Annotated in this window: 12 protein-coding genes; 4 read left to right on the top strand and 8 right to left on the bottom strand. The window is 66.8% G+C overall.

Going from position 1 to position 12,394, the window contains the following annotated elements; translation table 11 throughout:
• Positions 1–54: 54 nt before the first annotated feature.
• From RQG82_RS19855 to RQG82_RS19880, 6 genes are all read right to left on the bottom strand, one after another.
• Positions 55–939 (bottom strand): metallophosphoesterase, encoded by an 885-nt coding sequence (locus RQG82_RS19855; RefSeq protein WP_311260508.1) that lies wholly within the window; start codon positions 937–939, stop codon positions 55–57.
• Between the two features lie 40 nt (positions 940–979).
• Entirely contained in the window at positions 980–2,005 is a 1,026-nt protein-coding gene (locus RQG82_RS19860) for a LacI family DNA-binding transcriptional regulator (protein WP_311260509.1), read from the bottom strand.
• On the bottom strand, positions 2,002–3,795 hold the full coding sequence (locus RQG82_RS19865; RefSeq protein ID WP_311260510.1) for an iron ABC transporter permease: 1,794 nt from the start codon (positions 3,793–3,795) through the stop codon (positions 2,002–2,004). The genes RQG82_RS19860 and RQG82_RS19865 overlap by 4 nt, the downstream gene beginning before the upstream one ends.
• A gap of 82 nt (positions 3,796–3,877) precedes the next feature.
• Positions 3,878–4,894 (bottom strand): ABC transporter ATP-binding protein, encoded by a 1,017-nt coding sequence (locus RQG82_RS19870; RefSeq protein WP_311260511.1) that lies wholly within the window; start codon positions 4,892–4,894, stop codon positions 3,878–3,880.
• A gap of 26 nt (positions 4,895–4,920) precedes the next feature.
• Positions 4,921–5,994 (bottom strand): extracellular solute-binding protein, encoded by a 1,074-nt coding sequence (locus RQG82_RS19875; RefSeq protein ID WP_311260512.1) that lies wholly within the window; start codon positions 5,992–5,994, stop codon positions 4,921–4,923.
• A gap of 282 nt (positions 5,995–6,276) precedes the next feature.
• Positions 6,277–7,779 (bottom strand): SulP family inorganic anion transporter, encoded by a 1,503-nt coding sequence (locus RQG82_RS19880; RefSeq protein ID WP_311260513.1) that lies wholly within the window; start codon positions 7,777–7,779, stop codon positions 6,277–6,279.
• A gap of 189 nt (positions 7,780–7,968) precedes the next feature.
• On the opposite strand from RQG82_RS19880, the gene RQG82_RS19885 reads away from it, so the two are divergent.
• The 4 genes from RQG82_RS19885 (at position 7,969) to panB (ending at position 11,172) form a co-directional block, all read left to right on the top strand.
• The gene (locus tag RQG82_RS19885; RefSeq protein WP_311260514.1) at positions 7,969–8,439 is read left to right on the top strand and encodes a hypothetical protein; all 471 of its coding nucleotides are present in this window, start codon (positions 7,969–7,971) and stop codon (positions 8,437–8,439) included.
• A gap of 221 nt (positions 8,440–8,660) precedes the next feature.
• Positions 8,661–9,440: a DUF2520 domain-containing protein gene (locus RQG82_RS19890; protein WP_311260515.1), complete on the top strand. Its 780-nt coding sequence runs from the start codon at positions 8,661–8,663 to the stop codon at positions 9,438–9,440.
• Positions 9,437–10,306, top strand: coding sequence for a pantoate--beta-alanine ligase (panC, locus tag RQG82_RS19895; RefSeq protein WP_311260516.1), 870 nt, complete (start codon positions 9,437–9,439; stop codon positions 10,304–10,306). The genes RQG82_RS19890 and panC overlap by 4 nt, the downstream gene beginning before the upstream one ends.
• Positions 10,303–11,172, top strand: a complete 870-nt coding sequence (gene panB, locus RQG82_RS19900) for a 3-methyl-2-oxobutanoate hydroxymethyltransferase (RefSeq protein WP_311260517.1) — start codon at positions 10,303–10,305, stop codon at positions 11,170–11,172. The genes panC and panB overlap by 4 nt, the downstream gene beginning before the upstream one ends.
• A 187-nt stretch (positions 11,173–11,359) precedes the next feature.
• On the opposite strand, the gene RQG82_RS19905 is transcribed toward panB, so the two are convergent.
• Both RQG82_RS19905 and RQG82_RS19910 read right to left on the bottom strand, forming a co-directional pair.
• On the bottom strand, positions 11,360–11,563 hold the full coding sequence (locus RQG82_RS19905; RefSeq protein WP_042540715.1) for a helix-turn-helix transcriptional regulator: 204 nt from the start codon (positions 11,561–11,563) through the stop codon (positions 11,360–11,362).
• Entirely contained in the window at positions 11,563–12,051 is a 489-nt protein-coding gene (locus tag RQG82_RS19910; protein ID WP_311260518.1) for a DUF2975 domain-containing protein, read from the bottom strand. Before RQG82_RS19910 ends, RQG82_RS19905 begins: the two co-directional genes overlap by 1 nt.
• Positions 12,052–12,394 lie beyond the last annotated feature (343 nt).

Genomic DNA, 12,394 nt, shown 5'->3' on the forward strand with positions numbered 1-12,394 from the left:
CACGAACTCGGAACGTCTTTCGCGAAAGATGAAAGTTGCGGGGCGCTGGACCGGCTACGCCCGCTCCCGCCAGCTAATCCCACGCCCCGCGATCCGCCTCCCGGCTTCCTCTGCCGCAACCGGCTCCCCGACATCCGCACCGACCTCAAGCCCCACGACCGAATGCACGATCGTCCCCTCATACACGTGCACGAGGTTGTAGCCCTGCGACGCATCATGCCCACGCGTGGCTCCGACCGGCTGGGCAAGATCCTGCCCGTACGCGCTCGATGACGCCGCCGACACGGGAATCCCCGCAAACGTCCCGAACGACGGGTGATGCACGTGCCCCGATAGGATCCCCCGCACATCCGACCCTGCCAAGACCTCAGCGAGCGCCGCCTGCTCGCGCAGCTCGACCGTCACCGCAAGGTCGAGCACCGTCGGCAGCGGCGGGTGATGGATCAGCAGCAGCGAACCCTCCGGCGCGGGCGTAGCAAGCTCCCCACCCAGCCACGCCAACTGCGCCTCATCGACCCGACCCCAGTGGTGCCCGGGAACCGTCGAATCCAGCACGATCACCCGCATCCCGCCGAACCAGCGCACCTCGACAACAGCATCCGAAGAGCCACCCGCAAGCCCCAGCTCCGCCCGCATCGCCCCGCGCTCGTCATGGTTGCCCATGGCCCACACGACCTCGCACCCCAACGCCTCAACCGCCGGCGCCACCAACTCCCGCAACCGCCGATACGACGACGCGTCCCCGCGATCCGCCAGATCCCCCGTGAACAGCAGAGCGTCAGGGCGAAGCCCGGAAGACACCAACCGGGCGAGCACAGAATTGAGGTTCGCGTCAGCATCCGCCCCACTGCCATACAGTGGCGCGCGTTCACCGGGAAGGTGCGTGTCGGAGATGTGCACGAAGGTGTGCGATGGGCGAGAGTGCTCGGTGAGGATCATTTCTCTTCCAGTGAGACGACGAACAAGTACAGGACAGAAGTCAGATGGCCGCGGCAGTCGACCCGGGCACGAGGGTTCCGACGAACGGCTGCCTGACGGTCGGCGCGGAGTCGGCGTCAGAACTCAGAAGAAGCTGCATCGTCTCGACAGCCGCGGCAGCGACAGCCTCGACCGGAATCCGCAGAGTCGTCAGCCCCAGCAGGTCGGCACCGGGAAGGATGCCGTCGCACCCCGTCACGCTCACGTCCCCGGGCACAGACAACCCGGCACCACGCAACGCCCGCATGACCGCAAGCTGCCGGTAGTCCGACGCGCACATCACAGCTGTAGCCCCGTCGCGCACGGCATCCAGCGCCTCATCCACTCCATCGGTCGGCGCTGCTCCCGCAGACACCCGAGTCACCGATGCCCCGCCGGCAACCAACGTCGACTCCATCGCCGAAGCCCGAAGATGCTCGGCGAACGAGACATCCTCCGCGCCGGAGAGCACGACCACGCGCCGGTGCCCCAGCGACAAGACATGCGAAGCCAGCATCCTTCCATGCGAGGGGTCGTCATAGTGCGCGGTATGAATCCGCTCCGCCGTCTCAACCCGCCCCGCGCGCACGATCGGCACCTGGTCGGCGAATGGCTCGAGCTGTGCGGCCGTGATTCCTCCGGTCGCCACGATCAGTCCGGCGACGCGCATGCCGAGCAGCCGGTGCAGCGCATTGACCTGCTCGGCGCCCTGCACGTCGGCGCCGATCGTCACGGTCACGAGGTCGAGGCCACGCCTGTGCGCCTCGTCCTGCAACCGCGAGAACAGCAGACCGTAGGCGGGGTTGCTCGCGTCGCGCAGCATCAGCCCGACCGTGCCGGTGCGACCGGCGGCGAGCTCGGCGGCCATCGTGTTGCGCACGTATCCGAGGCGCTCGGCCTCGGCGAGGATCCGCTCCTGGGTCTCGGGCGCGAATCGCCCCTCGCCTTTCAGCGCCCTGGTCGCCGTCGCCCGAGACACCCCGGCGGCCGCGGCCACATCGCTGACCGTAACGCGCAGCCCCGGCGCCCCGGCGTCCGCACCACTCACGCGCGCGCCTTCTTGGCCTTGCGGGGCGCTCCGGCGCGCGAACCTCGTCCATACACGAGATACATGGTGACACCCATGATGATCATCAGCAGCACTGTGTAGACGAACGTGATCGGCATCGCATCGAGGTTGTTCTCGCCGCGCGTGCTCTCTTGAATCGCCACACCGAGCGGCTTGAACAGCGGGTGATAGAGGAAGATCGCCGCGTCGTAGTCGTCGAGCAGGCTGTTGAAGTTCAGCGCCGTGATCGCCGCGGCCGTCGGCAGCACCAGCGGAACCAGCACCTTGCGGAACGTCGTCAGCGACTTCGCACCGAGAATGCGCGAGGCGTCTTCGAGCGAATCGGGCACCGACGCGAACCCGGCCTTGAGCAGGCGCAGCGTGAACGGGATCTTCACGCAGATGTACGCGATGAGCAGCAGGATCGGCGTGCCGGTCAGCACGAAGCCACCCACGATCGCCCGCGGCTCGTCGAACGCGGTCACCAGGGCGAGCGCGATCAGCACGATCGGCAGGATCCACGGGATGTGCAGCACGTACTCGATCGCGGTGGTCAGCAGGTTGCGGTGCTTCTGCAGCATCCGTGCCACGAACAGCAGCCCGCCGACCACGATGAGCGAGGCGAGCGCGCTGTAGACGACGCTGACGATGAACGGACGGATCGCCTCGGCGCTCGAGAACACGGTGATGTAGTTGTCGAGCGTGAAGCTGTCGAGGGTGATCGACCCGGCGAGGATGCTGCGCGCATCGACGAACGAGAAGATCACGATCAGCACGACCGGGATGAGGTAGATCACCCACAGCAGGTAGGCGATGACGTGCACGACGACGTTCGCGAACGGGTTGCGGATCCTCTGCTTCTGAATCGGCGTCGCCACCTTGGCGACCGAGAAGTACACACCCGACTTCTCGAAGCGGTTCATGATCGCGAGCAGGATGATCGTCGCGATGCCGAGCACGATCGCCAGGAGTGCTGCGATGTCACGCGTGATGGGGCTGCGCGAGAGATCGATGATCAGCGGCGCGACGGTCTGGAAGTCGGGCCCGCCGAGCACGAGCGGAGCGGTCAGCGCACCCAGCCCGATGAGGAACGTCAGCACCGTGACGGCGAACAGCATCGGCTTCATCACTGGCAGCACGATGCGGCGCAGGATGGTCCAGGTCGAGGCGCCCATCAGCTTCGCCGCCTCGATCGACGCGTAGTCGACCTTGCCGAGGGAAGAGGAGAGGAACAGCATGTGGTTCGTCGTGGTCGCGAACGTCATCACGAAGACGACCGCGAAGTACCCCGAGAACCAGTCGCGGTCCATGTCGGGCCACCAGTTGACCATCATGTTCGTGAAGAACCCGAACCGGCCGTAGATGAAGTTGTAGCCGGCGGCCAGCACGATGCCGCCGTAGATCAAGGTGGTGGCATAGCCGAGCCACAGGACCTTCGCGCCGCGCACCTGGAAGTACTTCGTCACCAGCACGATGAACACACCGACCACGTTGACCGTGATCGACAGGGTGATCGCGAGCACGAAGCTGTTGCCGAGCGTCTTCAGTGCGCGCTCGCTGCCGAACAGCTTCTCGACGGCGCGGATGCTGAACTGCCCGTCGGGGAAGAACGTGACCCCGAGCAGGGCGGCGTTCGGCAGCACGAGGAACGCCGCGGCGAACCAGATCACGATGATGCCCGTGATCCAGGCGAGCGGCGAACGCAGCATCGCCTTCACGCTGCCAGGGCGTCCTCTCTTGCGGGGCCGCGGTCCCGGCGTCTGACCCTCGACGACCGCGTGGGTCGTCAAGGAGCCGGCTTCTCCGGTCACGGCCGCTGACGGCGGGACCGCGGGGTTCATGGGGTTGCTGGGCTTCTGCGCATCCGACATGTCATGCCGCCGGGTACTGCAGGATCCAGCGGGGATCCACGTCGACGCGCACGGCGTCGCCCGGGTTCCACTGGCGGGCGCTCGCCGCAGCCGGAACGCTCACGCGCAGCGGAGCATCCTCGGCCGTCACCGTGTAGACGCTGTGGCTGCCGTGGTACGTGCGATCGACGATGGTGCCATCGAGCGAGGCGGATGCCGTAGAGCTGTCTCCGGCATCGGCCAGGTGCAGCTTCTCGGGCCGCACATAGCTCTCTGCCGTGGCATCCAGTCCGCCGCCGAGGCTCGTGACCTGCGCCGGGCTGAGGCGGTTGTTCTCGCCGATGAAGCGGCAGACGAACGGCGTCGCACTGCGGTCGTAGATCTCTTCAGGGGTGCCGACCTGCTGCAGCGTGCCGGCGTCGAGCACGGCGATGCGGTCGCTGAGGGTGAGGGCTTCTTCTTGATCGTGCGTGACGTAGACCGTGGTCACGCCGACCTCGCGCTGCAGGTCTTTCAGCTGCTCGCGCAGCTGCACACGGAGCTTCGCGTCGAGGTTCGACAGCGGCTCGTCGAGCAGCAGGATGCTGGGGGTCAGTGCGAGCGCGCGGGCGATCGCCACGCGCTGCTGCTGTCCGCCGGAGAGCTCTGACACGTTCTTCTCGAGCTGCGTGAGTGCGAGTCCGGTGCGGTCGGCGATCTCGTCGACGCGACGGCGCTGGTCGGCCTTCGACGCCTTCTGGATCGAGAGCCCGAACGCGATGTTCTCGCGCACGTTCATGCTCGGGAACAGCGCGTAGTTCTGGAACACCATGCCCACGCCGCGCTTCTCGCTCGGCACGCGCGTGACATCGCGCCCGCCGATCAGGATGCGCCCGCCGGTCGGCTCGACGAACCCGGCGAGTGCTCGCAGGGCGGTGGTCTTGCCGCATCCGGACGGACCCAGGAGGGTGAAGAACTCACCCTCCTGGATCTCCAGATCGAGGTGCGAGACCGCATGGTGATCGCCGAACGCGACCTCGACATCTTCGAAACGGATCATGTGCTTGTTCCGGTCGTCCTTCTCGATCAGCCGATGTACTCGAGCGTGGTCTTCTCGACCCACGCACCGAGGTTCTCGCTCACGAAGCCGAAGTCGATGTCCTGGCGGTCGAGGGTGCCCATGAGCTCGACGACCTCGGGGTTGGCCTGCTCGACCGCACCCTCGTTGACGGGCATCGAGTTGAACTCGGCGGCGAACTCGCCCTGCACCTCGGCGCTGCCGAACCAGTCGATGAACTCCTGAGCCTTGGCCTCGTTGTCGGTGGCGCTCATCTGCGCGATCTGCTCGGTGACGTACGGCACGCCGTAGTCAGGAACGATCATGCCGGTCTTCGTGCCGTACTCCTCGTCACGGGCCGCGATGCCGCTCGAGGGCAGCACGCCGTAGTCGACCTCGTCACGCGTGATGCGGGCGTAGAGGTCGGTGCCCTCAACCGCGGGCGAACCGTTGGCGTAGTACGCCTCGACGAGCTCCCAGCCCTCGTCGCTGACACCGAGGTCGCCGTCCTCATCGAGGTGACGCGACAGGATGCTGGCGAGCACGAGCTGCGGGGTGGCCTGGCCCAGTGCCGGGTTGACCTCGTAGCGGCCGGCGTACTCCTCGGTCCAGAGGTCCTCCTCGTCGGAGGGGGCGTCGGTGATCTTGTTCTCGTCGTAGACCGTGACGATGGCCTGCTCGACGAGCGGCCAGAAGGCGCCGTCGGCGGGGTCGCCCGCGTCGGCGGGAACCTCTCCGCTCCACTCGGGCTCGTAGGCGGTGATCGCCTCTTCGGCCTTGAGCTGCTCGAAGAACATGTTGTTCAGACCGAACACGACATCGCCGACCGGGTTGTTCTTCTCGGCGATGATGCGGTTGGTGAGGTCGGCGCCGCCGAGGCCCACGATCTCGATGTCGATGCCGGCATCCGCGGCCTTCTCGGTGATCCACTCACCACGGCCGTCGCTGTTCGAGTTGGTGTAGACGATGAGGGTCGCATCCGACCCGCCGTCACTCGAGCCGCCGTCGGTCTCGGTGCTGCCGCCTGCGCAGCCGGTCAGGGTCACGGCCGCCACCGCAGCGATTCCCAGGAGAGACCAGCGCTTCTTTCGGATGTCGACCATGGTCGCCTTTCTCGTCATCGAGGTATGTCTGATCTGACTTTACCTCGGAGTTGTGGTGTATGTACAACGATCAGTCTGTTTCTTAGCCGCGTTCGCGCGACCGCACTCAAGATAGGCGGCGGAAGTGAACGCAGAAGGGGCGTCGGGTGAACGTCTGGGCGCGTTTCGGCTCACGAGGGCGCCGAAGCGATCTGTGACGAGACTTCAACAGTCGGACAGACGTGTGAAAACTGGCGCCGATTCTTTACACGTCTTGAGGACCCTGCGAGAAGTCCGGACGCGTCACTCGAACCCGCCAGTCAGCCTTCCCCGCATCCGCTGGCTGCTCTCGTTCATCCCGACGATCTCGACCGTCTTGCCGAGCGCTGTGTACTTCGTCTCGATCGCATCGAGGGCTGCGACCGTCGAGGCATCCCAGATGTGCGACCCCGACAGATCGATCACCACAAGACCAGGATCCTCCGGATACGAGAACAGCGTCGTCAGGTCGTTGCTCGAGGCGAAGAACAGCTCGCCGGTCACGGTGTACGTGACGGCATCTCCGGCATCCGACACGGTTCGCGTCACCGAGACGAAGTGCGCCACGCGCCGCACGAACAGCACCGACGCGACGAGCACCCCGCCGACGACGCCGACCGCGAGGTTGTGCGTGATGAGCACGAGCACGACGGTGGCGACCATCACGAACGTCTCGCTCTTCGGCATCCGCTTCAGAGTCGATGGCTTGATGCTGTGCCAGTCGAAGGCTCCGATCGCGACCATGATCATCACGGCGGTGAGGGCGGCCATGGGGATGGTGCCGACGAAGTCGCCGAACACGACGACCAGCAGGAACAGGAAGATGCCGGCGCAGAACGTCGAGATGCGGGTGCGGGCGCCCGAAGCCTTGACGTTGATCATGGTCTGGCCGATCACGGCGCATCCGCCCATGCCGCCGAAGATGCCTGAGAGCACGTTCGAGACGCCCTGGGCCCATGACTCACGGGTCTTGTTCGAGTGCGTGTCGGTGATCTCGTCGACGAGCTTGGCGGTGAGCAGCGACTCCATGAGCCCGACCAAGGCCACCCCGAGCGCGAACGGCGCGATGATCGTGAACGTCTCCCACGTCAGCGGCACGTTCGGGATGAACAGCTCGGGAAGGCTTTTGGGCAGCTCGCCCTCATCGCCGACCGTCGGCACCGCGATCGCGAAGGCCAGCACGACACCGGTCACGATGATCACGGACACGAGCGGCGCCGGCACGAGCTTGGTGATCTTCGGCATCACGAGCATCACCACGACGCCCAGCGCGACCAGCGGATACACCAGCCACGGCACATCGATCAGCTGCGGGAACTGCGAGCTGAACACGAAGATCGCCAGCGCGTTCACGAACCCGACCATGACGCTGCGCGGGATGAACCGCATCAGCTTCGCAACGCCCACCACCCCGAGGATCACCTGGAAGATGCCCGCCAGGATCACCGTCGCGATGAAGTAGTCCAGCCCGTACGTCGGCGCGACGGGTGCGATCACGAGCGCGACGGCTCCGGTCGCCGCGGTCACCATCGCCGGACGCCCACCGAGGAACGCGATCGACACCGCCATGATGAACGACGAGAACAGGCCCACCTTCGGGTCGACGCCCGCGATCACCGAGAACGCGATCGCCTCGGGAATCAGCGCGAGCCCCACGACCAGACCGGCGAGCACCTCGCGCGTCAGCATCCGCGGGCTCTTCAGCGCCTGAAGCACCGTGGGGTTCGCCCGGTAGCGGGTTCGATCGTCGACCGAAGTTGCAGACATGGGGATGCTCCAGAGAAGGTGCCCGGGGATGGGGCAGAACAGTTAAGGGTAAGGCGGATGCCGGGGTGCAGCGTTCCCACTGGTCGTCGAGCGAAGACGATGAAGTCGACTGAGACGAAACGCGGCGAGGGTTCGACAATGCGCAGACCACCCCTGTCCGGTGTCGGCGGCCGCGGATAGAGTGCGGTCATGGAACCCGTGCCGACCGACTTCTGGGGCGTCGTCGTGCCCTCGTGGCTCGGTGCCGTGGCATCCATCGCGGCGTCGACCGTGGCGGTCATCGCGTTCATCAACAGCCTCTCGGCGAAGGGCGGCGTGCGCGAGATCGGTGATGCGCTCAACCGCGAGCCGACGGTTCAACCCGGTGGCCGCAGCCTCAGGGGTTCGTCGGCTGCTGAGCCGGAACCGTGGATGTTCGGCGGTGATGGACGAGTCGGGAGCTTCCGCAACACGAGCGGGGAGGTTCTGACGGTTTCGGGCATCTCGGCGACGGCCGGTATCGAGGCAACCCTGCGCGAGCAGCTTCCGCTCGGCGTGCCACCGGGAGCGTCGTTCGAAGTGCGTCTGCGTCGGACTCTGGGAGGGCCTGCCGTGCGGGGCGTCACGATCGAGTGGGGTCGAGAAGACGGCGCCGAACTCTCGCGCACCTACTACCTGTAGAGAGAGCGGCGCGTTTCGTCTCGGTCGCTCCGCCGTCCTCGCTCAACGAACGGTCGACGACAGCGCCTGGATCAATAGATGAACTCTCACAGCGAAAAATGCACAGAATGGTAACAAGACTGGGTTCCTGACCGCGCTATTTGCTCTAAGATTTTGCGCATACGTCGATTCGGGCGGATACTCATCCCATCCGCGCCGCACGTCTCGGCCGGGCAATCGACATGCACAGCACCTCTGCTCTCACCCCTGAAACGACCATCGCCATCGTCGGCGCCGGCCGTCTCGGCGGCGTACTCGCACGGGCCCTGCGCGCAGCGGGCTTCGTCGTCCTGGGGCCCCTGCGCCGGGACGACCGGATGCCGGATGCCGACATCGCCCTGCTCTGCGTTCCGGATTCCGCCATCGCAGCAGTGGCCTTCGCCGCCCGACCGCATGCGCGCCTCGTCGCCCACGTCTCGGGCGCGACTGCGCTCACCGATGTCGACTTCAGCATCCACCCGCTGCAGACCTTCACCGGCAAGGAGACGCCCGAGGCCTTCCGTGGCATCGGCGTCGCGGTCGACGGCCGCACACCCGAGGCGCTCGAGGTGGCTGAGCAGCTGGCACGAGCCCTCGGCGCGAACCCGTTCCGCGTCGACGACGCCCACCGTGCGGAGTACCACGCCGCCGCATCCTTCTCCTCGAACTTCGTGCTCACCGTGCTCGATGCGGCCGAACACCTAGGGCGGGATGCCGGGGTGAACCGTGCGCACCTGGCGCCGCTCGTGCGGCAGACGGTCGACAACTGGGTGGCGTCCGGCGCATCCGCAGCCCTGACCGGACCCATCGCCCGCGGCGACGAAGCGACGGTCGCACGTCAGCGCGCAGCATCCGCTGACTACCAAGACCTCTTCGACGCACTCGCCACCGCCACCCGCGCGGTCGCCGGGCGCGCGCCACGCGCGGCCACCACCGAGTCGACTGCCGATCACACGGCCACCACAGAGGAGCCACAGGCATGAGAATCCTCCGCACGATCGCCGAGGTGCGAGCCGCGGTTCGCGAAGCCAAGGCAGCGGGCCGGTCGGTCGGACTCGTGCCGACGATGGGCGCGTTCCACGAGGGTCACCTCTCGCTCGTGCGCGCGGCACGCGAGCAGAACGGCCTCGTCGTCGTCTCGCTCTTCGTCAACCCGACGCAGTTCGCCGCGAACGAAGACCTCAGCACCTATCCACGCGACGAGGCTCGTGATGCCGCGTTCGCCGAGGCCGAGGGTGTCGACATCCTGTTCGCTCCCGAGCCCGCCGAGATCTACCCCGACGGCTTCGCCACGAACATCCACGTCGCGGGCATCACCGAGGTGCTCGACGGCGCGAGCCGCGGACCCCACCACTTCGACGGCGTCGCCACCGTCGTCACCAAGCTGTTCGGCATCGTGCAGCCCGACGTCGCCTACTTCGGCCAGAAGGATGCCCAGCAGGTGCTGGTCGTGCGCCGGGTCGTGCGCGACCTCGACCTCGACGTGCGCATCGTGGCGTGCCCGATCGTCCGCGAACCTGACGGACTCGCGATGAGCTCGCGCAACGTCTACCTCGACGCGGATGCTCGCGCCCAGTCGACCGCGCTCAACCGCGCCCTCGACGCCGCGGATGCCGTGCACCGAGCGGGGGAGCGCGACGGCGCCAGCATCCTCTCTTCCGCCCACGCTGTGCTCTCGGCGGCGGGGATCGCTGTCGAATACCTGGAACTCCAGGATGCCGAGACCCTGCAACCCGTGACTCGCATCGAACGAGATGCGCTGCTGCTCATCGCTGCCCGCGTCGGCGCTGCCCGACTCATCGACAACCATCTGCTGACCGCCACCGACACCACCGAGGCCACCCCATGAGCGCCCACGCCGCCCCGACCAAGCGCCTCAGCCTGCGCGATCTCGACGCGAAGAAGCAGGCCCGTGAGCCCATCGTCATGGTCACCGCATATGACTTTCCCAGCGCGCAGATCGTCGAAGAGGCCGGCGTCGACATGGTGCTCGTGGGCGACTCGGCCGCGATGACGGTGCTCGGCTACGACAGCACCGTGCCCGTCACGACCGAGGAGATGCTGATGCTCACGAAGGCCGTGCGGCGAGCGCTCACGAAGCCGCTGCTCGTCGGAGACCTGCCCTTCGGGTCGTACGAGGCATCCGACGAGATCGCCATCGCGACCGCGCAGCGCTTCATCAAAGAGGCGGGCGTCGACCTGGTCAAGATCGAACGCGGCGGCGCCACGGTCGAACGCGCCCGTGCGCTCGTGAATGCCGGCATCCCCGTCGTCGGACACGTCGGGCTCACGCCGCAGACCGCCACATCACTGGGCGGTTACCGCGCCCAGGGGCGCACCGCCGACGCCGCGCTCAAGGTGATCGAGGATGCCCTCGCCCTGCAGGATGCCGGAGTCTCGGTGCTGGTCATCGAAGCCGTGCCGTCCGAGGTCACCGCAGCACTCGCGCCCCTGCTGCGCATTCCGCTGATCGGCATCGGAGCAGGAGCGGATGCTGACGGCCAGGTGCTCGTCTTCCACGACCTGCTCGGCATCTACGCCGGCGGGGTCGCCAAGTTCGTCAAGCGCTATGCGGATGTGCGGGGCGTCTCGATCGCCGGAGTCGCGGCGTATGCGAGTGAGGTGCGTGAACGCGTGTACCCGGGGCCTGAGCACGGGTACGGCATGGCTGAGGGCGAGGCCGCACGGCTGTACGAGCTGCTCGCCGGGCGGTAGGTCTTCTGCATCCCGCGCCCGGCATCCGGCATCCGGCATCCGGCATCCGGCGCGCGGCATCCGGCATCCCGTGCGCCAGCGAAGGCGATGTGCGCTTGCGAAGTCCGGATTCCGCGACTTCGGACTTCGGACTTCGAAAGTGCACACGGACTTCGCAAGCGCACACGGCCCGTGACTTCCCGTCCCCTCACGCCTCCCAGCGCAGGATGTCGCCCGGCTGACACTCCAAGACCTCGCACAGAGCGTCGAGCGTAGAGAAGCGCACCGCCTTCGCGCGGCCGTTCTTCAGCACTGCGAGGTTCGTCGGGGTGATGCCGATGCGCTCGGCCAGCTCGCCGACGCCCATCTTGCGCCTCGCCATCATCACGTCGATGTCGACCACGACGGGCATCAGATCACCTCGTTGTCGAGCTCCGAGCGCAGCGACTGTGCTTCGGTGTCGCGCTCGATGGCCTGCCGCAGCAGCGCCTTCATGACGACGACGAGCAGGGCGATGCCGCCGAGCACGACACCGGCGCCTCCGATGAGCGCCACGAGGCCCGGCGCGGCCGAGCCCGGTGCGAGTATCGCCGCGAGAATCCACGTGAGCGCTGCGGCCACGAGGATCGCGCCGATGATGACGTCGATGTAGCGGAACGAAGAGGTCGAGAAGATCGATCCGCGGCGCACTTTCGTCAGCAGCATCCACACGCAGATGCCGAAGACCTGCAGGGTCGCGACCCCGAGCACCACGATCGACACGAGCGTGATCCGGCCCCACAGCTCTTCGGCGCCGAGGTCGAGCCACAGCAGCGGCACGATGAGCGCCTGCACCGCCACGGATCCGATCAGCGCCAGCACGATCACGACCTTCAATACGACGATCGTCGACTTCCCCATGACTCCACCTCTCATCGAGCAACAACAGAAATCTATCGTTAATCGTTCGATAGGGGAAGTCGGTGGATGCGGGGGCTCGCCGCCTCGAGGAGGAGATCTGCCCTTGGGGAGGAGGGATTCGCGGGAAGTCTCCTCCCGAGGCGCAGTTCTCCTCCCGAAGGGGTGGGGGCTTCGTGATGCGCGTCTTGCCGATGCGGCCTTCCGACCAGGGGAGGGTCTGTGCGCACTGCGGGGGCCCGGCGCCTCGAGGAGGAGATCTGCCGCTGGGGAGGAGGGATTCGCGGGAAGTCTCCTCCCGAGGCGCAGTTCTCCTCCCGAAGGGGTGGGGGCTTCGTGATGCGCG

This window comes from Microbacterium sp. WCS2018Hpa-9, from assembly GCF_031843745.1.
GTDB lineage: Bacteria > Actinomycetota > Actinomycetes > Actinomycetales > Microbacteriaceae > Microbacterium.